31 protein-coding genes are annotated in these 24,123 nt (G+C 62.2%); 13 read left to right on the forward strand and 18 right to left on the reverse strand.

All coding sequences use genetic code 11. From position 1 onward, the window contains the following. Window positions 1-51: 51 nt before the first annotated feature. The 3 genes from CBW24_RS07715 to CBW24_RS07725 all read right to left on the reverse strand — a co-directional run bounded on the left by CBW24_RS07715 (window position 52) and on the right by CBW24_RS07725 (window position 2,556). Window positions 52-1,212, reverse strand: a complete 1,161-nt coding sequence (locus CBW24_RS07715; RefSeq protein WP_088663996.1) for an outer membrane protein transport protein — start codon at window positions 1,210-1,212, stop codon at window positions 52-54. Between the two features lie 93 nt (window positions 1,213-1,305). Next, window positions 1,306-2,199: a DMT family transporter gene (locus CBW24_RS07720; RefSeq protein ID WP_097373202.1), complete on the reverse strand. Its 894-nt coding sequence runs from the start codon at window positions 2,197-2,199 to the stop codon at window positions 1,306-1,308. A 165-nt stretch (window positions 2,200-2,364) separates the two neighbouring features. Beyond that, window positions 2,365-2,556 carry a hypothetical protein gene (locus tag CBW24_RS07725; protein ID WP_088663998.1) on the reverse strand — a complete coding sequence of 64 codons (192 nt, stop codon included), beginning with the start codon at window positions 2,554-2,556 and terminating at the stop codon, window positions 2,365-2,367. A 230-nt stretch (window positions 2,557-2,786) separates the two neighbouring features. Here CBW24_RS07725 and CBW24_RS07730 point away from each other — a divergent pair, with 230 nt between their 5' ends. Next, window positions 2,787-3,506, forward strand: coding sequence for a phosphatase PAP2 family protein (locus CBW24_RS07730; RefSeq protein WP_097373203.1), 720 nt, complete (start codon window positions 2,787-2,789; stop codon window positions 3,504-3,506). Window positions 3,507-3,515: 9 nt separating this feature from the next. Here the strand turns inward: CBW24_RS07730 and CBW24_RS07735 are convergent, their stop codons facing one another. Further along, on the reverse strand, window positions 3,516-4,427 hold the full coding sequence (locus CBW24_RS07735; RefSeq protein ID WP_097373204.1) for a LysR family transcriptional regulator: 912 nt from the start codon (window positions 4,425-4,427) through the stop codon (window positions 3,516-3,518). 96 nt (window positions 4,428-4,523) lie between these two features. Between CBW24_RS07735 and metE the strand changes: the two genes are divergently transcribed. Continuing rightward, window positions 4,524-6,803, forward strand: coding sequence for a 5-methyltetrahydropteroyltriglutamate--homocysteine S-methyltransferase (gene metE / locus CBW24_RS07740; RefSeq protein ID WP_097373205.1), 2,280 nt, complete (start codon window positions 4,524-4,526; stop codon window positions 6,801-6,803). A gap of 37 nt (window positions 6,804-6,840) precedes the next feature. Here the strand turns inward: metE and CBW24_RS07745 are convergent, their stop codons facing one another. Then, window positions 6,841-7,404: an NYN domain-containing protein gene (locus tag CBW24_RS07745; RefSeq protein ID WP_232529620.1), complete on the reverse strand. Its 564-nt coding sequence runs from the start codon at window positions 7,402-7,404 to the stop codon at window positions 6,841-6,843. Between the two features lie 646 nt (window positions 7,405-8,050). On the opposite strand from CBW24_RS07745, the gene CBW24_RS18335 reads away from it, so the two are divergent. Then, window positions 8,051-8,227, forward strand: coding sequence for a hypothetical protein (locus CBW24_RS18335; protein WP_157773122.1), 177 nt, complete (start codon window positions 8,051-8,053; stop codon window positions 8,225-8,227). Between the two features lie 36 nt (window positions 8,228-8,263). On the opposite strand, the gene CBW24_RS07750 is transcribed toward CBW24_RS18335, so the two are convergent. Next, window positions 8,264-9,229, reverse strand: coding sequence for an AraC family transcriptional regulator (locus CBW24_RS07750; protein WP_097373207.1), 966 nt, complete (start codon window positions 9,227-9,229; stop codon window positions 8,264-8,266). A gap of 139 nt (window positions 9,230-9,368) precedes the next feature. Between CBW24_RS07750 and CBW24_RS07755 the strand changes: the two genes are divergently transcribed. The 5 genes from CBW24_RS07755 to CBW24_RS07775 all read left to right on the forward strand — a co-directional run bounded on the left by CBW24_RS07755 (window position 9,369) and on the right by CBW24_RS07775 (window position 14,488). After that, window positions 9,369-10,613 carry an ABC transporter substrate-binding protein gene (locus CBW24_RS07755; RefSeq protein WP_097373208.1) on the forward strand — a complete coding sequence of 415 codons (1,245 nt, stop codon included), beginning with the start codon at window positions 9,369-9,371 and terminating at the stop codon, window positions 10,611-10,613. Between the two features lie 91 nt (window positions 10,614-10,704). Next, window positions 10,705-11,568 carry a carbohydrate ABC transporter permease gene (locus tag CBW24_RS07760; protein ID WP_097373209.1) on the forward strand — a complete coding sequence of 288 codons (864 nt, stop codon included), beginning with the start codon at window positions 10,705-10,707 and terminating at the stop codon, window positions 11,566-11,568. Further along, entirely contained in the window at window positions 11,565-12,380 is an 816-nt protein-coding gene (locus tag CBW24_RS07765) for a carbohydrate ABC transporter permease (protein WP_088664005.1), read from the forward strand. Before CBW24_RS07760 ends, CBW24_RS07765 begins: the two co-directional genes overlap by 4 nt. A gap of 3 nt (window positions 12,381-12,383) precedes the next feature. Then, entirely contained in the window at window positions 12,384-13,436 is a 1,053-nt protein-coding gene (locus CBW24_RS07770) for an NAD(P)-dependent alcohol dehydrogenase (protein WP_097373210.1), read from the forward strand. Then, complete coding sequence (locus tag CBW24_RS07775) at window positions 13,436-14,488, forward strand: ABC transporter ATP-binding protein (protein WP_097373211.1); 1,053 nt, start codon at window positions 13,436-13,438, stop codon at window positions 14,486-14,488. Before CBW24_RS07770 ends, CBW24_RS07775 begins: the two co-directional genes overlap by 1 nt. Before the next feature lie 176 nt (window positions 14,489-14,664). On the opposite strand, the gene CBW24_RS07780 is transcribed toward CBW24_RS07775, so the two are convergent. Both CBW24_RS07780 and CBW24_RS07785 read right to left on the reverse strand, forming a co-directional pair. Next, window positions 14,665-15,990 (reverse strand): MFS transporter, encoded by a 1,326-nt coding sequence (locus CBW24_RS07780; protein ID WP_097373212.1) that lies wholly within the window; start codon window positions 15,988-15,990, stop codon window positions 14,665-14,667. 9 nt (window positions 15,991-15,999) lie between these two features. Then, window positions 16,000-16,260 carry a metal-sensing transcriptional repressor gene (locus CBW24_RS07785; RefSeq protein WP_097373213.1) on the reverse strand — a complete coding sequence of 87 codons (261 nt, stop codon included), beginning with the start codon at window positions 16,258-16,260 and terminating at the stop codon, window positions 16,000-16,002. Window positions 16,261-16,324: 64 nt separating this feature from the next. Here CBW24_RS07785 and CBW24_RS07790 point away from each other — a divergent pair, with 64 nt between their 5' ends. The 3 genes from CBW24_RS07790 (at window position 16,325) to CBW24_RS07800 (ending at window position 18,136) form a co-directional block, all read left to right on the forward strand. Further along, window positions 16,325-16,696, forward strand: coding sequence for a hypothetical protein (locus tag CBW24_RS07790; RefSeq protein WP_232529621.1), 372 nt, complete (start codon window positions 16,325-16,327; stop codon window positions 16,694-16,696). Between the two features lie 140 nt (window positions 16,697-16,836). Next, entirely contained in the window at window positions 16,837-17,481 is a 645-nt protein-coding gene (locus CBW24_RS07795; RefSeq protein WP_232530306.1) for a HupE/UreJ family protein, read from the forward strand. 19 nt (window positions 17,482-17,500) lie between these two features. After that, window positions 17,501-18,136, forward strand: a complete 636-nt coding sequence (locus CBW24_RS07800; protein WP_097373216.1) for a transmembrane anchor protein — start codon at window positions 17,501-17,503, stop codon at window positions 18,134-18,136. A gap of 489 nt (window positions 18,137-18,625) precedes the next feature. Here CBW24_RS07800 and CBW24_RS07805 read toward each other — a convergent pair whose 3' ends face one another. The 8 genes from CBW24_RS07805 to CBW24_RS07835 all read right to left on the reverse strand — a co-directional run bounded on the left by CBW24_RS07805 (window position 18,626) and on the right by CBW24_RS07835 (window position 22,183). Continuing rightward, complete coding sequence (locus CBW24_RS07805; protein ID WP_198405141.1) at window positions 18,626-19,753, reverse strand: site-specific integrase; 1,128 nt, start codon at window positions 19,751-19,753, stop codon at window positions 18,626-18,628. Further along, window positions 19,722-19,928 (reverse strand): helix-turn-helix domain-containing protein, encoded by a 207-nt coding sequence (locus tag CBW24_RS07810; protein ID WP_198405142.1) that lies wholly within the window; start codon window positions 19,926-19,928, stop codon window positions 19,722-19,724. Before CBW24_RS07810 ends, CBW24_RS07805 begins: the two co-directional genes overlap by 32 nt. Before the next feature lie 47 nt (window positions 19,929-19,975). Beyond that, window positions 19,976-20,149, reverse strand: coding sequence for a hypothetical protein (locus CBW24_RS18340; protein WP_157773126.1), 174 nt, complete (start codon window positions 20,147-20,149; stop codon window positions 19,976-19,978). Window positions 20,150-20,275: 126 nt separating this feature from the next. Then, window positions 20,276-20,566, reverse strand: coding sequence for a hypothetical protein (locus tag CBW24_RS07815; protein ID WP_097373218.1), 291 nt, complete (start codon window positions 20,564-20,566; stop codon window positions 20,276-20,278). After that, a complete protein-coding gene (locus CBW24_RS07820; RefSeq protein ID WP_097373219.1) occupies window positions 20,566-20,808 on the reverse strand; it encodes a hypothetical protein in 243 nt (80 codons plus the stop codon). Before CBW24_RS07820 ends, CBW24_RS07815 begins: the two co-directional genes overlap by 1 nt. A 281-nt stretch (window positions 20,809-21,089) precedes the next feature. Then, window positions 21,090-21,323, reverse strand: a complete 234-nt coding sequence (locus CBW24_RS07825) for a hypothetical protein (protein ID WP_097373220.1) — start codon at window positions 21,321-21,323, stop codon at window positions 21,090-21,092. 201 nt (window positions 21,324-21,524) lie between these two features. After that, window positions 21,525-21,755 (reverse strand): hypothetical protein, encoded by a 231-nt coding sequence (locus CBW24_RS07830; RefSeq protein ID WP_157773128.1) that lies wholly within the window; start codon window positions 21,753-21,755, stop codon window positions 21,525-21,527. A 23-nt stretch (window positions 21,756-21,778) separates the two neighbouring features. Continuing rightward, on the reverse strand, window positions 21,779-22,183 hold the full coding sequence (locus CBW24_RS07835) for a hypothetical protein (RefSeq protein WP_198405143.1): 405 nt from the start codon (window positions 22,181-22,183) through the stop codon (window positions 21,779-21,781). Between CBW24_RS07835 and CBW24_RS07840 the strand changes: the two genes are divergently transcribed. Further along, complete coding sequence (locus CBW24_RS07840) at window positions 22,166-22,390, forward strand: hypothetical protein (protein WP_097373223.1); 225 nt, start codon at window positions 22,166-22,168, stop codon at window positions 22,388-22,390. The genes CBW24_RS07835 and CBW24_RS07840 overlap by 18 nt on opposite strands. A gap of 133 nt (window positions 22,391-22,523) precedes the next feature. Here the strand turns inward: CBW24_RS07840 and CBW24_RS07845 are convergent, their stop codons facing one another. Next, on the reverse strand, window positions 22,524-23,009 hold the full coding sequence (locus CBW24_RS07845) for a hypothetical protein (RefSeq protein ID WP_097373224.1): 486 nt from the start codon (window positions 23,007-23,009) through the stop codon (window positions 22,524-22,526). Between the two features lie 73 nt (window positions 23,010-23,082). Between CBW24_RS07845 and CBW24_RS07850 the strand changes: the two genes are divergently transcribed. Continuing rightward, window positions 23,083-23,523, forward strand: coding sequence for a hypothetical protein (locus CBW24_RS07850; RefSeq protein WP_088664018.1), 441 nt, complete (start codon window positions 23,083-23,085; stop codon window positions 23,521-23,523). Between the two features lie 8 nt (window positions 23,524-23,531). On the opposite strand, the gene CBW24_RS07855 is transcribed toward CBW24_RS07850, so the two are convergent. Beyond that, window positions 23,532-24,107, reverse strand: coding sequence for a BRCT domain-containing protein (locus tag CBW24_RS07855; protein ID WP_097373226.1), 576 nt, complete (start codon window positions 24,105-24,107; stop codon window positions 23,532-23,534). Between the last annotated feature and the right edge of the window lie 16 nt (window positions 24,108-24,123).

Here is a 24,123-nt window from a genome sequence, read left to right on the forward strand (position 1 = left end):
AACCGCCCGCAGCGGTAGCCACGGGCGGTTCATATCTGACGGATCTAAGGATCAGAAGTTGTAGGCGATCCGAAGGCCGTAGGCGAAGGCGGTGTTGTCGGTGAATTCACCGAACGTGGTGCCTTCGGGATAGCCAAGTGCGCTCGGCGCTTCGGTTTTGGCGTCGCCGATCCAGATGTGGCGCACGCCGCCGGTGATTGAAACGCCGTGCTCGGTGGTGTAGGTCGCGGCAAGGCCGAGGCTCGTGGCGCCATCGGTCGGGCCGAGGTTGCCGGAGAAGCCGCCCATCGCGTCCTCGTAGCTGGCTGTGATCGCACCGGACCACTGTTCGTTGAACTTCCGCCCGACGCCCAGCGAATAGGTGATGGTGTCGTCGTTATAGGACACCAGCGAGGAACCGGTCGCAGCTTCGTAGCCCACGGGCGTGATGTCGAACGCCGACCATTCCACCCAGCGGATGGAGCCGAATACCAGCGTGTCAGCGGCAACGCCGCTCTGGAATTCGAGGTTCAGCGACTGCGGAATCTCGGTTTCGAAATTCTCGCTATCCGCGCCGTTCTCCTTGGTCTCAAAATCATGCGTGATGGCGCTGTTATAGGTCAGGGCCACACGCAGGGCGATTTCAGGCCGCTCATAGGCCGCGCCGACCACGAACCCCGTTTCATAGTCGGGATCGGTGCGCAGGCTGTAGCCGTTGAACAGATCAGCGCGCCCATAGGTTTTCTGGAACCGCAGACCGCCGTGAACGCTCCAGTTCTCATCGAACTTGTAGCGGGCAAGGGCGGTTGCCGCTTGGGTGCGGACCTGTGCGGTCGACCCAGGGCCGCCAAACAGGCCGCCATAGGCGTAACCGGTGCCTTGCTCGTAGTTCACATCGGCGCCGAAGGGCTGGTCGAGGATCAGCGCCAGATCGACGCGGTCGTTCATTGCCATCTTCAGCGCGAAGGCAAGCTGCGTGTAGTCGTCGGCGATATCACCCGATTGCGCGCCCGCAGAGCTGATTACGGTGCCCGCCGGAAAGGGCGGCGGCGCGAATACGTCGACCTGCTGTTCGCCGCTGACGTCGGGCTCGACCCGGCCAATCGAGAACTCGACATAGTTCCCCTCCTGAAACAGCGGGCTCATCGATTGCACCGTGCGCTCCACGCCTGCTGCCGATGCCGCGCTGGCGCACAAACTCAAGGCGCTCACGGCGCCGAGAAGCTTTCCCATATCTCCATCCCTGTAATGTGCGTGAATTATGCAGATCACCCTAGGGGCGTGCCCTAAAACCGGTCAATTGAGAAACGATTTTGTAACGTAGGGTCACGTTGCGGTGTGGCTTTTCTGCGCCGCTGATCTCGTTTCACTACGAATGTTCAACCAGTTAGCCAGCACGATTAATCCTGCGCCCGCGATAATCCACGGATCGATCGGCTCCAGATAAACAAGCGCCCCGATAATGGCGAGAACAGGCAATCGGGCGAAGTCCATTGGCATGACGACGGCCGCCGATGCGTGCCCCAGCGCGGTGGTCAGGCACAGATGCGCGGCCAGCCCGGCGGCCCCGATCACAAGCAGATAGGGCGCTGTGACAAGGCTCGGCGCGGCGATATCGCCATCGATCCCGGCGGCGATCAGGCCGAACACCGCCTGCATTACCGTTAGCCAGACCAGCACCGACAATGTGGTCTCCGTGCGGCGAAGTTTCCGGGTGAAAAGCGCCGACAGGCCAAAGCCCACGGCGCAGGCCGCTGCGGCCAGTTCACCGGGGCCGATCCGGCTCATCTCCGGGCGCACCACCACCAGCACCCCGGCAAAACCGATAAGAGCGGCCAGCACCCGAACGCGGGTCAGACGCTCGCCCAGAACCAGCGGCGCGAGGATCACCACCCAGATAGGGGAGGTGAATTCCAGCGCGACGACCTGTGCCAACGGGATCGTGGCAATGGCAAAGAACCACAGGTTCTGTCCGGTGAAATGCGCAAGGTTGCGAACGGCGTGAAGCCCGAGCTTGCGGGCATGAAACCCGGCCCAATCGCGCCGCATCGTGGTGATCGAGACGATCATAACCACGCCGACCAGCGAGCGGTAGAACATGATTTCGAATGTATCGAGCGCGAAGGACACCTCGCGCCCGGCCAGCGCCATCAATGTGAATGACGCGACTGCCCCCACCATCCAAAGCGCCGCGCGCCCCGGAGACCCTTGATCCTGCATATAGTAACTCCCCGCCGCGACTATCCTTGCGCGGCCCTCTCACCCGGTAGCGATCCGCGTGCCGGGTATCGTCCTCGCCGTGGTGATAGGGGGCGGCGCGGGGGAATGTCCATATGACGGGCAGCGCCGCACAGTAGCAGGCTGCGCGGGCGTGTCGCGGAAAGCTCAGCCGACCACGATATTCAGCACCGTCAGCGCCAGATGCGCGACGACCGAAACCAGAAATGTCAGCAAGACAAAGCCAATCGCTGCCAATAGACGCCGCTGATGACGCGGGCGCGTGGGCCGCCGCGCCGGGTGATGGCGCAGGCGCAGGGTCAGCCTGTCATGGTGGTTATGAACGAATTGCAGCTGCATGGCGATAATCAACCTATGGGTGTTGTGAGTCCACCTAGGTCGCCGTTTAGACATTATAAGGGGCCGAAATGAAATTAATTACCTTAGGTCAGCCTGCGGGCGAAATTTGGTCCGAGCACTATGGCGGAGAAATGCTTGCCAACTCGTAAACGCACGCCATTCTCTGTGCCCGAGCCCGTGGCCCCGCCGCACCTGAGATTTCACGACCCCGATCCCTGACCGGAGACCCCATGCATCTGCCCCCAGCCATCGCCGGCGCCACACGGCGCGTCGAGATCGTGACCCTCGTGGTTTTGTTGCTGATTGCGGGGGCGCTATGGGCCTTTGTCGCGCTGGCCGCCGAGATGATCGAGGGCGATCTTCATGCCTTTGACGAAGCGGTGCTACTGGCGTTGCGCACCCCCGGCGATCCGGCCAATCCCATCGGCGGCGCACAATTGGCGGTGGCCATGCGCGATCTCACCGCGCTGGGTGGGGTTACCGTGCTGACGATGGTGTCGCTTTCCGTCTTGGCGTTTTTGATCTTGCGACGGCAAAAGGCGTCGGCGCTGCTGCTTGCGGTCGCGATCCTAGGCGGGCAGGCGCTGTCCTATATGGCGAAATCCGGGTTTTCACGCCCGCGTCCCGATCTGGTGCCGCATGGGGTCGAGACCGTTACCGCGTCGTTCCCGTCGGGCCATTCGATGATGGCGGCGGTGACTTATCTGACGCTGGCGGTGATGCTGGCGCGCGCCGAGACGCGCAATCGGGTGCGTATCCTTTACATCGTCGTCGCCGCGCTGCTAACCGTGCTGGTGGGGGTGAGCCGCGTGTTTTTGGGCGTGCACTGGCCTTCGGACGTGCTTGCGGGCTGGACGCTTGGCGCGGCATGGGCGCTGGGGGTGTGGTTGGTGGCCCGCCATATGGCACGGCGGGGCCAGATTGAACCGGACACCAAGGGCGAGGTCTGATTTCGCGCCTCAGGGCGTCGTGCCGCGCGCCAGTTCGATGAAGGCGCGCAGGAAATCGGGCTGTGACGCGCCCGAAGCGGCGGATTTTGCCTCCTCTGCGCGAAACCCCAGATGGATGCTTTTCGCGATTCCGTCAGGGCCAAAGCGCAACCCCCTCAGATCAGCCGGAGCGCCCGGTTCATCAAGCAGCCAATCGGGGATCGCGCTGAGCCCGCGCCCGGCGGCGACCATTTCCAGCATGACTTCCGTCGTTTCGACCGTGCGATGGCGCCGCGGAAGGCAGCCTGCGGGGACAAGGAACCGGGTGAACACATCCAGACGCTCGGTCGAAACGGGGTAGGTGATCAGGGTTTCCGACGACAGATCAGGCGGGGACACGGCACCTGTTTCAGCCAGCGGGTGCAGGGCAGGGACCGCCAAGACCAATTCGTAATCGAACACAGGCTCATACCGCACGGGCGCTAATGCGACCGGGTCAGGTGTGATTAACAGGTCAATCTCATGACCGAGCAGCGCGGCAAGCCCGCCGAACCTGAAGTCTGAACGAATATCCAGATCCACATCCGGCCACGCCCGCAGATAGGGGGCGATCACCCGGTTCAGCCATTTCTGACAGGGGTGACATTCCATCCCGATCCGCAGGACCCCGCGCTGCCCCCGTGCGAAATCCTCCAGCACCCGTTCGGCATGCTCGATCTGCGGCAGCACCCGCCCTGCAAGCGCGACGAGGTAGTGCCCCGCTTGCGTCAGGCGCAACCGGCGGCCGTCCTTTTCCCACACCGCCGTGCCGTGGCGGGCTTCGAATTTCCGCATCATATGACTGATCGCGGATTGCGTGATGTTCAGCGTATCGGCGGCGGCGGTCACCGATCCCAGCCGGTCGACCTCCCGCAGGATGGTCAGGTGCTGCCGGTCGAGCATGCATGAGCCCTCTTCATGGTTCGGTGAGGTAATACCATTTCCGGTCATGGTTTCAACGGCCTATCCGGGGCGCAGATTTGCTTCTCGGAGGATGATATGACCCTTGCCGCCAACCTTGGATTTCCGCGCATCGGCGCGCGGCGTGAATTGAAAAAAGCAACCGAACGGTATTGGACGGGCGAGATCGACGCCGCCGCGCTGGAGGCCGAAGGGGCCCGCCTGCGCGCGGATCACTGGCGCTGGCAGTCCGATGCCGGGATCGGGGTGATCCCGTCGAACGATTTCTCGTTCTACGATCAGGTTCTCGATACCACGGCGCTGCTGGGCGCGGTGCCTGACCGGTTCAAACACCCCGGGGGCGCGGTTGATCTCGATCTTTATTTCGCGATGGCGCGCGGCACCGATGCCGCCCCGGCGATGGAAATGACCAAGTGGTTCGACACCAATTACCACTACATCGTGCCGGAATTTACCCGGCACCAGACCCTGCGCCGCGCCACGGATAAGCCGCTGACCCAATATCGCGAGGCCCGCGCGCTGGGGGTCGAAACCCGGCCTGTCCTGCTTGGCCCCGTCACATGGCTGAGCCTTGGCAAGTCCAAGGATGACGGTTTCGATCCGCTCGATCATCTGGAGGCCGTGCTGGACATCTACGCGGGTCTGTTGGCCGATCTGGCCGGTGCAGGCGCGGATTGGGTGCAGATCGACGAGCCGATCCTTGTGCTGGATCTGAGCCCGGCCCAGCAGGACGCGTTGCGCCGGACCTATGCCCGGCTGGCGCAGGCCGGACCGCAGGTGATGCTGGCAAGCTATTTCGGCGCGCTTGGGGACAATCGCACGCTGGCACTGTCGCTGCCCGTTGCCGGTCTCCATCTGGATCTGGTGCGCGCGCCGGAGCAGATCGACGCGGTGCTGGAGGCGGGCACCGACAAGGTGCTGTCGCTGGGGCTGGTCGATGGCCGCAACATCTGGAAAACCGATCTTGCCGCCGCGCTCGACATTGCCAGCCGCGCTGCCGATCTGCACGGCCCCGACAGGCTTCAAATCGCGCCATCCTGTTCCCTGCTGCACAGCCCTGTCGACCTGCAACAGGAAGATGAGCTGGACGACGACCTGCGCAGCTGGCTGGCCTTTGCGGTGCAAAAACTTGAGGAGGTCGCCGTGCTGGCCCGTGCCCTGCGGGAGGGCGCGCGGAGCGTCGAGAACCAACTGGCGCGCAACGCGCACGATATCGCCGCCCGGCGGGTGTCGTCCCGTATTCACAACCCGGATGTAAAGGCACGTCAGGCCGCGGTGAGCGACGACGATAAACGCCGTCGCGCGGCCTTCCCGGCGCGGCAGAAGGTGCAGCAGGCCAGACTGGGCCTGCCGCGCTTCCCCACGACCACCATCGGCTCTTTCCCGCAAACCAAGGAGGTGCGCCGCGCCCGCGCGGATCATCGCAAAGGCCTGCTCAGCGATGCCGATTACGACGCGTTCTTGGAGGGCGAAACCCGCGCTTGCGTGGCCAAGCAGGATGCGCTCGGCCTCGATGTGCCCGTGCATGGGGAATTCGAGCGCAACGATATGGTCGAGTATTTTGGCGAGCAGCTGGACGGCTTTGCCTTTACGCGCTTTGGCTGGGTGCAAAGCTATGGCTCGCGCTGCGTAAAGCCTCCGGTGATCTTCGGGGATGTGTCGCGGCCCGCCGCGATGACGGTCCGCTGGTCCGCCTATGCGCAGACGCTGACCGACAAGCCGATGAAGGGCATGCTGACCGGACCGGTCACGATCCTGCAATGGTCCTTTGTGCGCGATGACCAGCCCCGTCGCACGACCTGCGAGCAGATCGCGCTGGCGATCCGCGATGAGGTCGCAGATCTGGAAGCCGCCGGGATCAAGATCATCCAGATCGACGAGCCTGCGCTGCGCGAAGGTCTGCCGCTGCGGCGCGACGACTGGCAGACTTACCTCGACTGGGCGGTCGGTGCCTTCCGTCTGTCGGCCTGTCCGGTCACGGATGCAACGCAGATCCACACCCATATGTGCTACTCGGAATTCAACGATATCATGCCCGCCATCGCCGCGATGGATGCCGATGTGATCTCGATCGAGACATCGCGATCCGACATGGAACTGCTGCAGGTCTTCGCGGATTTCGACTATCCCAACGATATCGGGCCCGGCATCTGGGACATTCACAGCCCCCGCCGCCCCAGCGCCGCTGAGATGACCGATCTGCTGCGCAAGGCCGCGGCGGTGATCCCGGCAGATCGGCTTTGGGTCAATCCTGATTGCGGGCTGAAAACGCGCGGCTGGCCGGAAACCGAAGAAAGCCTGCGTAACCTGATCACCGCCGCGCAGGCCCTGCGCACCGAAGTGTCAGAACCCGCATAAGGGCAGGGGCGTCGGCTGTCTGCATGGCCGACGCCCGTCACCGGTGGGGCTGCCGATGGGGGTCATCCTCCGGCAGAGCCAGCCAAAGCGTTCCTTTGCGATAGCCGCCGCGCACCAGCCTGCCCTGCCGCGTTACCTCAGGATGCGCATCATGCCAGTCCCGAAACCGGTCGTTGCTGATGATCGGCACATTCAGATCCCGCGCGGCGCGTAAGATTACCTCATCCGCTGTCGTCCCGCGTGGCACGACCATCACCCGATCGCGCGGGATGCCAAGGCTCCGCGCCAAGGCCGTGTCGTTTTTATACTTACCTTCCAGCTTGTAGCCCGCGTTGGCGTCAAACACGATACTGGGCGCAATCCCACGCGCGCGCAACGTCCGCAGAACGTCCCGAACCGGGCGCAAATCCGGCTGACCATCCGTCCAATGCATGATGTTGGACCCGTCAAGGATGATCCGCTTGCCGGGGGGCGGTGGTCTGCGCAGGGCCCGCAGCAGCAGATAGGCAGCCGCCACCGCGCAAGGACCGGCCAGCAACAACAAGTCGCTCCAGCCCGGCACCCATAGGGCAACCGCGACACCAGCCAGAGATAAGATCATAAGAACCACAGGACCGTGCATGCCGAACGCTACGATGTCTGCCAAACGGTGCCAAGCTGCGCGACGATTGAAAAAAGCAATGTGGCAGTCCTAACTAATCGAAAAGAATGGTTCGATATTGCGACGTCCTATTTTCAATATAATAGCGGCGCGACCCATCGGGAATTTCTTTGGCTCCTGGATGACAATGATCCAACAGCGGAGAATCTACCGCAACGGCGAAAGCTGCAAAGCGCATGCGTTACGCGGCCCCGGCCCCTTCTGACAGGCCATTTGCAAAATAGGCATTCAGCTGCTTAGTAGGGCGCATTGTGATGACTGCGTCAGCCAGACCTTCGGGCAGCCAGCCTCCCTAACTGACGTGGGGAGGGGCAAGTCTGTCATAGACTTCGATCGATCAGATATGAAAGCGATATCTATGAGAACGTCTCTATGGATAGGCGTGGGCATTGTCGTATTGGGCGCGGCGGTGGCCTCCTGTTCCAGTAGCGAGCGCCTGCTTTGCCTGAACCCGACGGGGTATTGTGGCGGCAGCACCACGCCGGATCCGGACCGTATCGGGGGGCCGTCTTGGTTTCTTTGGAATTCCACTGCCGAGGAGCGATTGGCGTATTATCGTGAGGAATGCTTAACCAGAAGCCTGCCGATGCCGTCCAATGACGCTACGGCCTGCGCGCTAGAGCGTATCGAGTTTCAGGCCCGTACGCATTGCGTTCAGTATTATCTGCCGCCGAACACACCCAAGGATGCGGCGGAGCAAGCCCAGCGGCAAATGTATTTCGAAAATTGTAAGCGGGATGTTCTGGAGCCGCACGGGCGGTGACGTTTTATGGTGCGGATCGACCTTAAGACAGTCTTGTCACTGCTCCTCCGGCGCGCCGGGCGGGGTTTCTGTGACCAGTTGCGATGTCGTTCGGATGCCCGAGACCTTTCGGTAGTCTCTTGGGGTCATGCCGGTTTCCTCCAGAAAAGCGCGATTGAAGTTCGACAGGTTCTTATAGCCGGATTCGAAGCAGACCTCGGTCACGGCACGGCCGGTTTCGGACAGAAGCGTCGAGGCCCGTGAAATGCGCAGTGTTCTTTGGTAGCTGGAAAATGTCTTCCCCGTCAGCATCTTGAAACTCCGCGAGAAGGCCGACGGGCTGGCACCGACCAGGTCTGCCACTTCGTTCATCGAGATCGAGGGATTGACCTGCATGTGCTGCATGGCCTGATCGACCTTGGAATGACGCCCGGCGATGATCGGTGCGTAGCCTTTCGCAAAACCGGGGCTGGCGAGCAGGCGGCGGTCGGTGGCCTCGGCAAAGACGGTCAGCAATTCGATCAGCAATCCCAGACCATGTCCGGGCGAGGCGGTTTGAAGGGCAAGGACGATGTCGCCCGCCTCCCTTGCATCCTGCCCGCCAAGTTCGATCCCGCGTTCCGCCAGAGGGGCGAGCGTCCGGATCAAACGCATCTCCGGCATGATATCGCAGATGCTCAGATACTGTTCGGCATCGAATTGCAGGACATAGTCGCGCCCGCGCTGGACGAGGTCGGGCGAGACCCAGTTATGCGGTAGGTTCGTCCCGCACAGGGCAATATGCCCGGGCTCGAAACTGCCGATGTAGTCGCCGACATAGACGAAGCCCCGTGCCTCGGGGATGAAGTGGATCTCCCATTCAGGATGATAATTCCATGTGCATAGAGGGTGGGGATAGTCATCGCGCCGTGTCAGGTAGGATCGGCCCGCCGGGAAGGCGATCATCTCGCGGGTGGCACGGTTCAGCTTGGGAGGCTGCGGCTCCTCCGCACTGTCGGGCGCAGTCAACTTCAATGCTTTCATAAGCAAAACCCGCTGATTTGGGACATTTATGTCAATATAGTATCAGTTTTCAATCGTTCGCAAACTATTTTCGCTCTGCGTCTTCCGCCAAGGTTGAGGCGTTCGGGGACTTCTCGAGACCTCTGGGAGGAGATGAAAAATGAAGTATACGGCTCTGACCGCCAGCGTTCTGGCGGGACTTTTGGGGACTTCCGCGCTTGCTCAGGTGTGCGAAGACGACGTGATGGTTCTGGCTCAGCCGCGTGACGGGCTGACGCTGCTGGAAGACTACTACGACGAGTTCGAGGAACTGTCGGGTGCCGGTTTCCAGATTGATTATCTCAACGAAAATGACCGGCGCGCGAAATCGCAGGCGGATGCCTCCACGGTCGGCAGCTTCAACGTCTACTATGTGGACGAAGCGAACCTGCCGCTGTTCGCATCCTCGGAATGGATCGTTCCGCTGGACGGGTATTACCCCGAAGAATACGACTACGACGATTTCGATGCAGGCATGCGCTCGGTCGCCAGCTATGATGGCAAGCAGTGGTTCGCCCCCATTCAGGGCGGCGGAGACCTGATGGTCTACCGCACCGATCTGCTGGAAGCCGCCGGGATCGAGCCGCCTCAGACATGGGACGAATTCAAGGCCGCCGTGGCGAAGCTGCACGACCCCGACAATGGCGTCTACGGCATTGCCCTGCGCGGTCAGCGCGGCTCTGGCGCGAATGTGTGGCGTTGGTTGCCCCTCTTTGCGGCGCATGGCGGCGAATGGGTCGATGACAGCGGGGAATTTGCCTTCAATTCCGAAGCTGCGGTGAAGGCGACCGAAGAATATCTGGAGCTGTTCCAGTATTCGGCGCCCGGCACTCAGACCGGCTCGTTCGACGAGTCCACCGGCGCGTTCCGCTCGGGCAAGGTGGCGCTGATCATCGAATCCGCTCCCTTGGGCGCCATGTCGAAAGACCCCTCGCAAAGCCAAGTGGTCGACACCGTCGCCTTTACGCCTCCGCCCACGCCGATCCCCGGTTCGGGCTATGCGCATGGCTTCGCCATTGCCAGCCGCGCCAATGAGACGGAAGAGCAAAAGGCCTGTGCCGGGCTGTTCGTGGCATGGGCCACGTCGAAGCAGCAGGAAGAACGCCGCCTTGCCGAAGGCCAGCCCGGCGAGCTGACCCGGACCAGCACCTATGAAAGCCCCGCCTATGTGGAAACCTTCGGTGAGAACCTGTCGGCGGCGATGGCCTCGACCGGGGACAGCACCGAAGTTCTGTTCTGGCAGGACCCCGACTGGCAAGAGCTGGGCAACGCTTGGGGCATCAAGCTTGAAGAGCTGATCATCGGGTCGCGCACCGACATCCAAGGTGCCCTTGATGAGCTGAGCGAACTGGCCAACGCCATGTAAACGGATTTGCGGGCGGGGCACCTGCTCCGCCCGCAGATGCGCCTTATAAGGCGACCCCGTCGCCGATTTCCCTACATATTCGGAGCAGACCATGAAACTCGGGCGTTCACTTCCCGTGGTGTTTCTCGGTCCGGCATTGATCGTGCTGATCATTCTTGCCGCGGTACCCACACTCTACGCATTCAACATTTCCCTGCAGAACCGCACGCTGAGTGCCCCGGACGCCGACTATGTCTGGTTTGCGAACTACATTGCGCTCGTGGGTGATGCACGGTTCCTCAATGCTCTGTGGGTTTCGCTCAAGTGGGAGGTTCTGACCGTCTCCGCGACGATGGTTGTCGGCATCGGCCTCGCCATCGCCATGTTCGAAGCCGCAACGCCGCGGTGGCGCAACGTATTGACCTTGCTGTTTATCATTCCGGTGCTTCTGCCGCGGGTCTGTGCCGCTTTCGTCTGGAAATTCTCGTTCCATCCGCTTTACGGCGCGGTGACTTGGCCCGTGCGGGCATTAACCGGCGAAACCCCCGATATCCTCGCCTCGCCGGTCGGCGCGATGCTTGCCGTCGCTTTCGTGGACGTGTGGCAGTGGGGCCCCGTCTTTGCCGTCATCATTCTGAAACTGATGGAAGCGCTGCCGCCCCAACCCTTGGAAGCCGCGCGGATCGACCGCTGCAAGGGCTGGGAAATCCACACTTTCGTCACGCTGCCAATGCTGAAGCTCCCGTTGATTTCCCTCGTCTTGGTCAAGGCAATCGAGTCGCTGCGCTCGTTTGACCTTGTCTATGTGATGACCCGCGGTGGCCCCGGCATCGCGACCGAAACCCTCGACATGTACGCATATTCGCAAGGCTTCATCGAGGCGGGCAAGATCTCCTACGCGTCGGGTATGGCGGTCGTGATGCTGGTGCTGACGGTCGTGATGTTCACCATGATCTGGAAAAGGTTGAACCGATGAAACCTGTGACTCTGGCTTTACGCGGTCTTCTTGTTCTGGCGGCGCTGATGGTGCTGATGCCGCTGGTTTGGACACTGCTCAACGCTTTCAAAACGAATGCAGATCTTCTGGTCAGCACGCCCAAGCTGATATTCTCCCCGGTCTGGGAAAACATGGATTACGTTCTGGGCCGCCGCTCCGTGTCACGCGCGCTGGTGAATTCGCTGGTCGTGTGCAGCTACGCGGTGCTGCTGGGCGCGGTGCTGGGCGTGCCTGCCGCCTATGTCATCGCGCGGATGAAGAACCGCGTCACGCAGGAGGCACAGTTCTTTGCGCTGTCGCTGCGGTTTCTGCCGCCCGTGGCAGTGGCCATCCCGATGATGGTGATCTGGCTCGGTCTGGACATGTACGACTCCCGCCCGGCGCTGATCATCACTTACATGACCATCACCGTGTCGATCACGATCTGGCTGTCCGTGCCTGCTTTCGAGCGGGTCCCGATCGCCATCGAGGAGGCCGCGCGCGTCGACCGTCTGGGGCCCTATGCCGTCTTCTTCCGCATCGCCCTGCCGGTGGCAAAATTGCAGATCCTGTCGGCCATCGCGTTCTCCTTCATTCTGGTCTGGAACGAATTCCTCCTGGCGATGATGCTGACGACATCCCGCGCCAAGACGCTGCCAATCATCGCATCTGAGATGTCGCAACTGGGGATGAGTGTCCCTTGGGGCATCCTGAATGCGGCCGTGGTGCTGCTGTCGCTTCCTCCGCTCATCCTTCTGGCGCTGGTCGGGACAGGTCTCAACACCGCTTTTTCCAAGAAATCCTCGGAGTAGCCAATGAAAGCTCTTGTTCTCGAACGCCAAGGAGAGCTCTCCTTGCGGGATATCGACCTGCCCAGCGACATGGGCCCGACAGATGTCCGCATCAAGCTGCACACGGTCGGGGTCTGCGGATCGGACGTGCATTACTACACCCATGGCAAGATCGGCGATTTCGTCGTGAACGCGCCCATGGTGCTGGGGCACGAAGCGTCGGGCACCGTGATCGAGGTCGGCAAGGACGTCACGACCCTGAACGTGGGCGACCGCGTCTGCATGGAGCCGGGCGTGCCGGACCTGACCTCGCGCGCCTCGAAGCTTGGTATCTATAACGTCGACCCTGCGGTCACCTTCTGGGCCACACCGCCGGTTCATGGCGTGCTCTGTGCCGAATGCGTGCATCCTGCCGCATTCACCTTCAAGTTGCCCGACACGGTGTCTTTTGCCGAGGCCGCGATGGTGGAGCCCTTTGCCGTGGGGATGCAGGCCGCGAAACGGGCGCATATCGCGCCGGGCGACACGGCGGTGGTTCTGGGCGCAGGCACCATCGGCATCATGACCGCCCTCGCTGCGCTGGCAGCAGGCTGTGCGCGTGTGCTGATCTCCGACCTTTCGGCGGAAAAGCTGGCCATCGCCGAAAGCTATGACGGCATCACCGGCATCAATATCCGCCAGACATCCGTCGTGGACGCCGTGGCCGAGGTCACCGCAGGCTGGGGCGCCGATGTGGTCTTTGAATGCTCCGGCGCTCAGGCCGCGATGAACGATCTGTTCCGCATCGTGCGTCCGGGCGGGGCGATTGTCTTTGTCGGGCTGCCGCCTGATCCCGTCGCCATCGACATCTCGGCGGCGACCGTGCGTGAATGTCGGATGGAAACGGTGTTCCGCTATGCAAACGTGTTCGACCGCGCGCTGGACCTCATTGCTGCGGGCAAGGTCGATCTGAAGCCGCTTTTGTCGGAAACCTATCCCTTTGACGCGTCAATTGAGGCTTTTGACCGCGCCGCCGAGGGGCGCCCCTCCGATGTGAAACTGCAGATCCGCGTCGATACCGAAAGCGAGGCCCCGTAATGGCGACCGTCGAATGCCGCAACATCCGCAAATGCTATGGCGAACTTGAAGTCATCCGTGATTTCAATCTGTCGATTGAGGACCATGAATTCTTGGTCTTCCTCGGGCCTTCGGGCTGCGGAAAATCCACGCTGCTGCGCATGGTTGCCGGGCTAGAAGACATCACCGGTGGCGATCTTCTGATCGGGGGCGCGCGCATGAACGACCGCGATCCCGGGGATCGTGGAATTGCGATGGTGTTCCAGAATTACGCGCTCTATCCGCATATGACGGTGCGCCACAACATCACCTTCGGGCTTGAGCGCATGGGCGTCGATAAGGCCGAGGTCGAGCGCAGGCTGGCTCCGGTGGTCGAGACGCTCGGTCTTGCGATCTATCTTGACCGCAAGCCGGTCGAGTTGTCGGGCGGCCAGCAGCAGCGCGTCGCTATTGCCCGCGCGATGATCAAGACCCCCGAGGTTTTCCTGTTCGACGAACCGCTGTCGAACCTCGACGCCAAGCTGCGCGGCCATCTGCGGGTCGAGATCGCCCGCCTGCACAAGGCGCTGAAATCGACCTCGATCTATGTGACCCACGATCAGCTGGAAGCCATGACGCTTGCCGACCGTATCGTGCTGATGAACCAAGGCCGGATCGAGCAGATGGGCACCCCCGAGGAGATTTATTCGCGCCCCGCGACGCTGTTTGCCGCAGGGTTCATCGGCACGCCGAACATGAACTTCATGCAGTTCGATGTCGAAAACGGCGCTCTGCGCGATGGTCTGATCCATCTGCCCGCCCCAGTAGGCGCGCCTGCGCAGGTCACGCTGGGTATACGCCCCGGCAGCGTCGAGGTGCTGCCACAGGAGGCAGAAGGCACCCTGCGCGCCACTGTCGAGCGCGATGAGTTTCATGGTGAAACGCGGCTCGTCGCCCTACAGTGCGGCACGCATTCCCTGATGGCCTCCGTCCCGGCCCATATGCCGCTGCGCGAGGGGCAGGAGCTTTACATTCGTCTGCCCGAGGACAAGCTGCATTACTTCGACACACAGACGGGACAGCGGCTGGATTGAGCCGCCGTCCAACGCGCTGCCGGGTCCATCGCCAGCGGCATCTGCGTCTCGGTCCATGACATCGGCTGTCTTAGCCGCAGGGGGCGGTAACTGGCCCGAGTGGTTTGGTGCCGGGATCTGATCGAGGCTTCGCTTCGGGGGAGCTGTCCTGACAGCCGCGCCTGTGAGGTAACCAATTAGCTGACGGGCCATCTGGGATGCAGGGCGTCAATCACGACGGGATGCGTGTGCCGTCTGCCGCCGCCATGGGCCCCCAGATGGGCATGGGTCAGGGGCAGGTCGTCGTGCACATGCGGCGTGGGTGTGTCGGCTTGGCTGGTCCATAGCAGGGCCGACGCTGCCACTCCAAACGTCGCCAACACGGCAAGCCCGATGAGCGCGCCCTCCGCGCCGAGCCAAGTCATCAGCAGCCCCGCCAACGGATAGGTCAGCAACCAGCAGGCATGGCTCAGCGCGAATTGCGCGGCAAAGATTGCAGGCCGATCCTCCGCGTGGGCAGAGCGCCGCAGCAGCCTGCCCGACGGTGTAAGAACGGCGGCATAACCAAGACCCGCCAGCAGCCACGCCCCCAGAAGCAGCGGCCAAGAAAGTCCGATCAGTCGGATCGAAAGCGCCATGGCCAGAAGTGTCACGGTCAGCAGCACCGCGCCGCCCAGCATGACGGGCCGGTCGGGGAGCCGGTCGAGAAGGCGCGGCAGCAGCAGCGCGGCCAGCATCGACCCGGCCCCGAACGCCCCCATTGCCCACGCGAGTGCGGTTTCGTTCATGTCGAGCGTGCCTCGGACCAGCACCACCGTGTTTACCAGCACCATCGCGCCACCCGATGCCGCCGCGAGGTTCAACGCCAAGAGCCCGCGCAAACGCGGCGTGGCGAGGTAGATGCGGATGCCTCGGGTGGAGCGCGCGTAGACGCTCCGCGGCTCAGACGGGGCAGGGCGCGGCAGCAGAACCGACACCACGAGGAGGGCGGAAGCGACGAACCCGGCCACGGTGCCGATGAACAGCATGTTGTAGCTGACCACGGCGAGCAGCAAACCGGCCAGCAGTGGGCTGACGATATTCTCCAGATCGTAGGCCAGACGCGACAGCGACAGCGCGCGGGTGTAGCGGTCCTCTTCGGGCAGCACGTCAGGGATCGTTGCCTGAAAGGTCGGGGTGAAGGCGGCTGAGGCGGATTGCAGCACGAAGATCAGCACATAGATCTGCCAGATCTCGGTCACGAAGGGCAGCGCCAGCGCCACGCCTGCCCGAAGCAGATCCAGCGTGACCAGCAGCGCCCGGCGCGGCAGCCGTTCCGCAAAGGCACCGGCAATCGGCGCGATGCCGACATAGGCCACCATCTTGATCGTGAACACGGCGCCCAGCACCAGCCCCGCGCGCGCGCCCGCCAGATCATAGGCCAACAGCCCCAGCGCCACGGTCGCCAGACCGGTGCCCAGCAGCGCGACGACCTGTGCCGCCAACAGATGTCGATAGGTGCGGTCGCCGAGGATCGAGAGCATGAGACGTTCCTATAAATAGCGGCTGATCGCCCTGAGTTCCGCACGGTCGGTCTCGGAGCTATCGGCATCGAGGCAATGATCCATGTGATCGTGGATCAGGCTGCGTTTGGCGTTGGCCACCGCGCTCTCCACCGCCTGCAATTGTTGCGCAATGTCGAGACAGGGCCGGCCCGCCTCGATCATCGCGATAACCGCGCGCAGATGGCCCTCGGCACGTTTCAGCCGGGCAGAGATCTTAGGGTGACTTGCATGGACGTGATCGTTTGTCATAGATATAGGATATCCCCCCAGGGGGGATGCGGCAAGATGGCTAAACGCAAGGCCACGGAGCGGAATGCGGACAGAAACGGCACTCACGGGCACAATGCGAAAGGGGCGGAACCTGCTAAAGGCTCTGCTCTGTCTTGCGGTGCTGAGCTGGTCGTTGATGCCTGCCATGTCGCATGCCCCGGCGGTGTTCGAAACCATTCAGGACCACGCCGCGATCATCGCCGAACACGGCCACACACACGGCCTTGAGGAAGATCTGGCTTGGGCGCTGCATGGCCACACCCACGACGCCGCGGATCATGACCACAGCCCGGGGATCCTCGCCTCCGGTCGCATGGCGCAGCCCGTCTCGATCACCGGGGCACGCCGCCGGACCGAAACCGCAGATGCCGGTCCTTGGCCCCTTCACCGGATCGAAAGACCTCCGCGCGTCTGATCGTTGCGTCCTCCGGGCGCAGTCTCACGATCAGTCACATCTACGGAGATCTTACTATGATCACACCTTTCGGAGGTGGGCGGCATGCCGGATCGGCGCGCGCGACACTTCCCCTGTTCATCGCGGCGGCGGCGATAGTCATGTCCGTCGCACAGGCCGCAGCCCATAACGTCACCGAAGGCGACGCGGGCTACATTCAGGAAATCTGGGGGGTGAACATTATCCCCTTCACGTATCTCGGCGCCAAACACATGGTGACCGGATACGATCACATCCTGTTCCTGCTCGGCGTTGTCTTCTTTCTCTACAAGATGCGCGACGTCGGCATCTATGTAAGCCTCTTCGCCCTCGGCCATTCGACCACGATGCTGCTTGGCGTCTGGTTCGGCTGGGGCGTGAACGCCTATATCGTCGATGCCATCATCGGCCTGTCGGTTGTCTACAAGGCGCTCGACAACCTCGGCGCCTATCAGCGCTGGTTCGGCTTTCAGCCCAATACCAAGGCCGCGACGCTGATCTTCGGCTTCTTTCACGGCACCGGGCTCGCCACCAAGATCCTCGACTACGACATCGCGTCCGACGGGCTTCTGGCCAATCTGCTGGCGTTCAATGTCGGGGTCGAACTGGGCCAGCTGATGGCGCTTGCCGTCATTCTTATCGTCATGGGCTTCTGGCGGAAGTCCCCGAACTTCTTCGCCCAAGCCTACACCGCCAACGTCGTCATGATGACGCTTGGTTTCATTCTCATGGGCTATCAGCTCACCGGCCTTTTCGTGGCCGCCTGAACCGACAGGAGATATTCATATGTTCAACGCAGAAAAACCCAGCCTCGACGAACTCCCGAGCTCGAAGCAACTCATCCGGTCGACCGTGATCGCCGGGGCCGCGGCCGTGGCGATCCTCGTCACCGTGGTGCTGCCGGCCGAGTATAACATCGACCCCACTGGCATCGGCGAGGCCCTCGGTCTGGCGGAGATGGGTGCGATCAAATCGCAACTGGCCGAGGAGGCCGAGGCCGACCGGCAGATGGGGCTCGATGAGCAATCAAGCCTGCTCGATAGCGTGCTGGGCCTGTTTGTCGGCACCGCCTATGCGCAGGAGGCGGCACCGGCAGAGGGCGGCGAGGCATGGCGCGACGAGACCACATTCACCCTGAAGCCCGGCGACAGCGCCGAGTGGAAGATGGTCATGGAGGCGGGGCAGACCGCGGAATACCAGATGCTTGTCGAGGGCGGGCGGGTGAACTTCGACCTGCATGGCCACGGTGGCGGCAACTCGGTGACCTACGAAAAGGGCCGTGGCTCGACCGGGGCCGAGGGTGAGGTCACCGCCGATTTCGACGGCGAGCATGGCTGGTTCTGGCGCAACCGCGATAGCGCAGACGTCACCGTAAAGGTTCAGGTGCGCGGCGAATACGCCGAGTTCAAGGACGCAAGCTAACCCTGACGCCGCCGCTCCAGTCCCGCAGCCGGAGCGGCGGCGCTCGTGTCTAGGCGGCGGGGCGTCCGCTTCGCCGATCTTCCCAGCGCCCCGCCGCAGCAGGGCGGAGTGGGCACGACCGGGTTCGCCTTGCCAGGGGGCGTCGCTCTCGTGACCGAAGGGCGTCTGGCTGCTAGGTGAGGTCGCGCAGGATCCGGGCGTGGGAAGCTATCGCTACCGCTTGGCCAAAGAATGCGGGCCGGAGGAGGGCGGCCCTGTCGATGCACAATCGGGAATCGCCGTTGGCGCGACGCGGCTGAATTGCGGTCCCGGCTCTCGGAAGTCCCATAATGGCCGGATTGCTGCGCCGGGCGGCTACTTCTCAGTTATTTAAAGCGGATGGACAGGCGGTATGGTAGGCCCGGCAGGCCTAACTGATCGAAAATATAGGGCTGATATTAAACGGTTTTATCACCAATGTGGACCACGCGAAAAATGCCGTGGTCCACATTACCATTCCATTCCTGCCAATTTTGACGCCGCCATGTCGCCCAGCCGCATGCGCTCGACCGTCTCCGTATAGACCTGCGAGGTGGAGGCATTTGCGTGCCCGTGCACAGCCATGATCTCGTATTGCGTGGCACCATGGAGAGCGAGAAGGTGGCCTGCCGCCTTCCGAATGCCGTGGGAGGATCGACCGACGATCCCTGCTTCCTCGCACCATTTGGCAAGCCGGTTGCGCAGCCCTTCGCCGGACCGAAATGGCACGCCCTGAGAGGTCAGCAGGTAGGTCGGGCCGAGCACGGTGCGGGCCTTCAGCGCCCGCTCGAGGGGTGGCAGCACCGGGATCTGGACCCGGCGCGATCCCTTCTTGCGGGGCTGCCAGGCGAGCCATAGACGGCCAGAATGCCGTTCCTCATGCTCTCGTCCCAAGATAACGGCATCGCCGATCCTGCAGGCCGTGAACATGAACAGCGTCAGCGTGAGGTGTGCCGCGGTGCCGGGCGGGTGCTTGGCACGGTAGGCTTCCAGATCCGCCATCGTCCAAGGGGTCGCGCCGCCTTGGCTTACATATACGGGCCGTGCAACGGCCCTGGCCGGATTGGACCTGCAATGCCCGCGCTGCATCCCGAAATCATAGGCGGCGCGCAGCAGCTTCCAGACGTTGCGGGCCTTGCCCGGCGTCGCACCCATGCGGTCGCGGAAGGCGATAAGCTCGGCATCGGGGATGGTCATGGGCAGCTCGGCATAGAAGCGACCCACCGACCGCGCCTGCTCGCTCTGCTGGCCCAGGACGAATTTCGTGAGGTTGCGCCGCTCCTTAAGCGTGAGCGGGGAGGCCTGACCATTTTCGACCATGCGCTCGAGGTGCTTGAGATAGGCGCTGAAGAGCCAGCCCATCGTCCCGGGCTCATGGGTGATCTCGCGCGGGGGATCGAGCTGCAAGCCGCGCCGCGCGGCCTGGTAGTAGCGATGGAACTCGGCATGCTCAGGGCCGCAGGGCAGGGCGATCTTGCGCCCCGCGCGGCCCTCGACCCGGACGCGCCACCGCATGCTGCCCGAGGGCAGCCGCTCAGCGATGAGGCCGCGATATCGCAGGCGCAAGTTACCACCCTCCATGATCCGTTTCGCCTTCAATGGGCAGATCATCGGCATAGGCGTCAAGCGCCAACCGATCATAGAGGCGCTTGCCGCCCAGCTCGCGGCGCGAGATCGGCAACGTGCGCAGGGTGGTCTCGGAGACGCTGAGATAGGCTGCGGCCTGCGGCGCGGAGAGCAGTCGCGGCACGTAGCTGATGGCGGCGCGGCCCATGAAACACCTCGTTCATCTGCTGAGTGGTGACAGTCCGGTCTCCGGGGTCAGTTGGAGGGGCGGGCCAGACCGAGCAGCTGAGCTGCTTTCATGAAGAGCGAGACCATGAGGATAGAGAGGGTCGCCGCGAAAAACGCCCCCATGAACGCTCCGAACCCTAATGAGAGGCCCAGATCAATCAGAACGCTATCAGTGATTTCAATGCTGCGGTCAGAGGTCATGGGTGCTTCCTGCAGTTGGTAGGGTTGAGGGGGGTGTCGGCGGCGTCAGCCATCTGGTTGATGGTCCCCGCCCAGACGAGGCTGAGTGATTGCGTGTCCTGGCAAGAGGACTGGCGGAACTCACCCTCAGGCGTCATCGGAGGATAGCTCGGCGGCGGCGTGGGCGCGCCACATGCGCAGTAGGTCCGCCGGGGTGCCGGGCGCGGTCACCCGGATCTGCAGCATCAGCATCGAACCGCAGTATCCTTGGTGCGCGCTGACTGACAGGCCGGCCTGCCCGAGATTTGCAAGGTGCACCACCGCGCGGCTGTCTTCAGGAATGGGCGATCCTGTTGCGAGCACCTGATCTATGAGCGCGATATGCGCCCGCAGGGCCATGCGGCGCGACAGCGCGCCATCGAGATCACAGTGAAGCATCAGACCTCCTCATAGAAGGGATCGAGCGCGGCGCAGACAGCCTCGCGGCAATCGGCCGTGCCGTGGTGAAAGAGCCATGCGCAAGCCAGCAGGAACTCCGGCCCGCTGGTGCTCGGGTCATCGACAAGCGCGCGTGCCTGCCGCGCCCTCGGCTTGCCGCCGGGCGTCGGTCCGCCCGGCCCGGCGGCAGGATCATGAGTGGCAGCTTCTTCGGGCGGAAACTCGGAACCGGCTTCAGGCATGACGCGCCCCCGAGGGAGCACATGGCGTGGCCGGGGATCGGCTTGGGGTGGGCGAAGGTGTAGGAAGCACCTCCGCCCGATCATCCCGCCTAACGACGAGGAAAACGACGGGATGAAACTCGTTCGTGAAATCCGACGCATCGTCGATACGATGTACGGCAAACCGATCCTGACGACGCTGCTGTGCGTGGCGGCTCTGGCTCTCGTCGTTTCCAGGGCTTGAGCGCTGATGCTCGCGCTGATCGAATGAGGCAGGACCGGGCCAAAGCTCGGGGGCGAAATCAAGCATCCGGCGTCTCCACCGGCGCGGCGGCCAGCTGTTCCGTCGAGAGCCTGCGCCCCGCATTGGCCATCAGCGTCATCCAGGCAAGACGGCGCAGGATCGGGCGGTCGGCATATTGCTCGGGGTTCGCCACCACCTCACGCGCATTCGCGACGAAGACCGGCGTGGGCTGGGCAGCGGGAAGGCGCGGGGTGGCGATCTGGGGCATGACGAACCTCGTGTTGTTCGCCATGACGTTATGTCCTCTTTTGAGGACGGTCAAGAGATTTGTCCGCTATTGAGGACACCTATAAATCGCCTTGCACGAATCGAGATCGGCCACCAAGGTCCGAAATCGGAACAAACAAAGAACATCAGTGATGAGAGTTAGTGAATACCTCGCGTGGTGGGGCGCCGCGTCGATAAGTAAAAAGCGGGCATGGCTTGCTGAAATTCAGGCTTGGTCGTCACCTTCAACCGACGTGAGCGGCGATGATTGTGCCTCTGGGTCCAGCTCTTCGCCGTCGCCGTCATCATCTTCATCGACACGACGAGACGTCTGACGCTCGAAGGTTATCGAAGATGCCAGGATGCCTGCAGCCGCAAGGGTGGGAACGACGTACACCATCTGCCCGGTAAGGTAGGCCGCGCCATATGACGGGAAAAGCACCACCGCAGCCCTCACCAATGGCTCCTTAATGCCCAACGTCATTCCGGCTTCAGGAGACTTTGGATCGCCGCGCGCTTCGAAGGGTGGCGATGGAGTTCCTTCAAAAGCAACGCGTCTTCCGGCGTCATTTCATGCCCGTGCAGAATATAAACCATGCTCACGGGGATTGCGTCGCAAACTGCAAGAAGGTTGGTGATTGTCGGATCTTTGCCCTCGGCGATGATCGAGTGCACGTAGCCCGGGCCGTTCCCGCTGGCCAGCGAAACAGCTCTCTTCGACTTACCCGATTTGCCTATTGCGTCAGCTAGACGCGTTCGCCAGTCCGCATTGCTCATAGTTTTTGTGTCATCCGAAGCGCGAAATATTGCACGTCCTCTTTCGAGAATGCTTGCAATGTCCTCTTTGGAGGATGTATCGGTTGCTTCATGGTACTCGATGTTCATGAACAGCTCCTGTCCGAGATCGACGAATTCTTGCGAGATTTCGGCATGTCTCAGACCTATTTCGGCAAGCGCGCTGCCGGGAACTCGGAACTCGTTAGCAGGCTTCGAGCCGGACGGTCGATTACCGGGCTGACCGAACAAAAAGTCCGCGCCTTCATCACGGAACGCCGCGGAGGCATAGGGCTTCAGCCGGAGTCTGCAGCGTGAGTGTTGATTGGGTTCATCCGTTCTTCATTGGGGCTAAATGCCCCGACCGCGGCTGCGCGTCCACGAAACGGGGTTGCCGATGACTAGAAAAATGATCTGGACAATGGGTGGGCGGAGAGCCCGTGGACCGAACCTAGTAACCCATCCGACGGAGCAACTTAGTCAGAACCGCGGCGCCGATGCCGAGCGGAGCCATAAGCGCCACTGTTGTGAGGCCGATCAGGTACCACCCGTCGACTATCAATATTGCCAGTGTAACTGCCAGTATCACTGCAGTTGCAATGAGGATCTTGCGGACCCCAAGGAACTCATTGCCGAGCGAAATAAACTGGCTCCCGGTGTCAAAGCTCTGTGGTCGGAGCCCTGCCGCTCGGAGAAGTTCGTTGACGGTTGGCCCAGGGGAAACGACCTCGCCGTCGTCAGTGATCACCGCAGTAATCTCGTCCGTGTAAATGCTCTGCAGAAAGCCTCCAGGTATCGCGATGCCCTGCAGGATCGGAGCGGGAGAGTGGGGCTTGGCGAAGAGAATTTTCACGCGGCGGACATACCGACGGCCTGCATGGTTGCAGACCTCAAACGAAATAATCGGGCTGTCGGGAACGCCGTACTTCTCAATCATCAGGCGTTCCTCGCTGCGTTCGGTGGTTCGGACTCGAGCGCAGTCCGACCATTCACAGCATCAAGAGTAACTCATGACTGATCAACGTGCCACCGCTAACGCTCTCATGTGCGCGCTGATCAAGGGGGTCTACGGCAACCTCGACGCGGCGGCGGAGACCATCAATGCCCGCTGGGGCAGGGGGTCGAGTTCCAAGGGCACGCTTTCCAAACGGATGAGCGGTGCGCTGGGCTGGACGCTCGATGATGTATTCGCGCTCGAGGACGCTGCCTGCCGTTTCCCGGTCAGCCGCTTCATGGCGCAGCGGTTAGAGGGGCTGGGGCCCCAATGCACCAATGGCAATCTGCTGGAAGAGGCGGGCTCAATCTCGCGCGAGGCGGGCGAAGCGGTCAGCGCAGTACTTGCCGCCGCACAGTCCGCCGAAGCTGGCGACCGCTCGCAAGCAATTGCCGAACTCGCCGATGTGGAGCGCGCAGTGCGCCGCGCTCGGCAACTGCTCGAAGCACAGGAGTAGAAGATGAACTATTCAGAGAGAGCGTCTATCCACGCTGCTTCCGTAACGATTTTTATGTCAAAGCCTGCATCTCGAAAAAATACGGCTTTCTGGATGGTTAAGGCAGACTTGCTCTTAGCCCAATCTGCGCCAACGTACTCACCGATCACGAGAAAATCTGTGTACGGTGAGAGTGGGCTTACCGTACCTCCACCCTCTACTACGGCCATTTCACAGTACAGTTCTGACCCGAACAGGAAAGTGCCTGTAAACGCGAACGACTTCCCATCGAGCTTGATCGCTGGCGGCGGGGTGCAGACTGGGAGAGGAGCAGCTCCACGGCTGCTGCTCACGGCTGTATCCCACTCTGCGATCGCGTTCAGCGTCCGAGTTACGGCGGGCTTCCAAGCGTTGGTGCTTTCCGCCTGCAGTGGGTCGGCGATCTCAGCAATGAGGTCAGGCGCGAGGAGGACAGTGGCTTCCCTGGAGCTGATAAGATCCAAGATGCACGTGCGAAACCGTAACAGATCCATTTCCGATGAGGTTTCCGCAGCGGCAAGCTTTCGCACCAGTTCGAGAAGCTCCAGTTCTTTCGCACTTTTCATCAACGCTACCTTTGCG

The organism is Pacificitalea manganoxidans (assembly GCF_002504165.1).
GTDB lineage: Bacteria > Pseudomonadota > Alphaproteobacteria > Rhodobacterales > Rhodobacteraceae > Pacificitalea > Pacificitalea manganoxidans.

Excerpts from the sequence above, each read along its gene's own strand:
- CBW24_RS07745 (WP_232529620.1), bottom strand. The coding sequence starts at position 7,404 with ATGATCTTATCTCTGGCTGGTGTCGCGGTTGCCCTATGGGTGCCGGGC.
- CBW24_RS07835 (WP_198405143.1), bottom strand. The coding sequence starts at position 22,183 with ATGAACATCGAGTACCATGAAGCAACCGATACATCCTCCAAAGAGGAC.
- CBW24_RS07810 (WP_198405142.1), bottom strand. The coding sequence starts at position 19,928 with ATGGGCCGCGCCGCCATCAGCTACGTGCCGCGACTGCTCTCCGCGCCG.
- CBW24_RS07735 (WP_097373204.1), bottom strand. The coding sequence starts at position 4,427 with ATGCTCGACCGGCAGCACCTGACCATCCTGCGGGAGGTCGACCGGCTG.
- CBW24_RS07750 (WP_097373207.1), bottom strand. The coding sequence starts at position 9,229 with ATGAAAGCATTGAAGTTGACTGCGCCCGACAGTGCGGAGGAGCCGCAG.
- CBW24_RS07820 (WP_097373219.1), bottom strand. The coding sequence starts at position 20,808 with ATGCCTGAAGCCGGTTCCGAGTTTCCGCCCGAAGAAGCTGCCACTCAT.
- CBW24_RS07780 (WP_097373212.1), bottom strand. The coding sequence starts at position 15,990 with ATGCTCTCGATCCTCGGCGACCGCACCTATCGACATCTGTTGGCGGCA.
- CBW24_RS18340 (WP_157773126.1), bottom strand. The coding sequence starts at position 20,149 with ATGACCTCTGACCGCAGCATTGAAATCACTGATAGCGTTCTGATTGAT.
- CBW24_RS07825 (WP_097373220.1), bottom strand. The coding sequence starts at position 21,323 with ATGGCGAACAACACGAGGTTCGTCATGCCCCAGATCGCCACCCCGCGC.
- CBW24_RS07775 (WP_097373211.1), top strand. The coding sequence starts at position 13,436 with ATGGCGACCGTCGAATGCCGCAACATCCGCAAATGCTATGGCGAACTT.
- CBW24_RS07720 (WP_097373202.1), bottom strand. The coding sequence starts at position 2,199 with ATGCAGGATCAAGGGTCTCCGGGGCGCGCGGCGCTTTGGATGGTGGGG.
- CBW24_RS07715 (WP_088663996.1), bottom strand. The coding sequence starts at position 1,212 with ATGGGAAAGCTTCTCGGCGCCGTGAGCGCCTTGAGTTTGTGCGCCAGC.
- CBW24_RS07790 (WP_232529621.1), top strand. The coding sequence starts at position 16,325 with ATGCGGACAGAAACGGCACTCACGGGCACAATGCGAAAGGGGCGGAAC.
- metE (WP_097373205.1), top strand. The coding sequence starts at position 4,524 with ATGACCCTTGCCGCCAACCTTGGATTTCCGCGCATCGGCGCGCGGCGT.
- CBW24_RS07770 (WP_097373210.1), top strand. The coding sequence starts at position 12,384 with ATGAAAGCTCTTGTTCTCGAACGCCAAGGAGAGCTCTCCTTGCGGGAT.
- CBW24_RS07855 (WP_097373226.1), bottom strand. The coding sequence starts at position 24,107 with ATGAAAAGTGCGAAAGAACTGGAGCTTCTCGAACTGGTGCGAAAGCTT.
- CBW24_RS07755 (WP_097373208.1), top strand. The coding sequence starts at position 9,369 with ATGAAGTATACGGCTCTGACCGCCAGCGTTCTGGCGGGACTTTTGGGG.
- CBW24_RS07815 (WP_097373218.1), bottom strand. The coding sequence starts at position 20,566 with ATGCTTCACTGTGATCTCGATGGCGCGCTGTCGCGCCGCATGGCCCTG.
- CBW24_RS07845 (WP_097373224.1), bottom strand. The coding sequence starts at position 23,009 with ATGATTGAGAAGTACGGCGTTCCCGACAGCCCGATTATTTCGTTTGAG.
- CBW24_RS07785 (WP_097373213.1), bottom strand. The coding sequence starts at position 16,260 with ATGACAAACGATCACGTCCATGCAAGTCACCCTAAGATCTCTGCCCGG.
- CBW24_RS07795 (WP_232530306.1), top strand. The coding sequence starts at position 16,837 with ATGTCCGTCGCACAGGCCGCAGCCCATAACGTCACCGAAGGCGACGCG.
- CBW24_RS07725 (WP_088663998.1), bottom strand. The coding sequence starts at position 2,556 with ATGCAGCTGCAATTCGTTCATAACCACCATGACAGGCTGACCCTGCGC.
- CBW24_RS18335 (WP_157773122.1), top strand. The coding sequence starts at position 8,051 with ATGCCGTCCAATGACGCTACGGCCTGCGCGCTAGAGCGTATCGAGTTT.
- CBW24_RS07760 (WP_097373209.1), top strand. The coding sequence starts at position 10,705 with ATGAAACTCGGGCGTTCACTTCCCGTGGTGTTTCTCGGTCCGGCATTG.
- CBW24_RS07850 (WP_088664018.1), top strand. The coding sequence starts at position 23,083 with ATGACTGATCAACGTGCCACCGCTAACGCTCTCATGTGCGCGCTGATC.
- CBW24_RS07800 (WP_097373216.1), top strand. The coding sequence starts at position 17,501 with ATGTTCAACGCAGAAAAACCCAGCCTCGACGAACTCCCGAGCTCGAAG.
- CBW24_RS07765 (WP_088664005.1), top strand. The coding sequence starts at position 11,565 with ATGAAACCTGTGACTCTGGCTTTACGCGGTCTTCTTGTTCTGGCGGCG.
- CBW24_RS07730 (WP_097373203.1), top strand. The coding sequence starts at position 2,787 with ATGCATCTGCCCCCAGCCATCGCCGGCGCCACACGGCGCGTCGAGATC.
- CBW24_RS07840 (WP_097373223.1), top strand. The coding sequence starts at position 22,166 with ATGGTACTCGATGTTCATGAACAGCTCCTGTCCGAGATCGACGAATTC.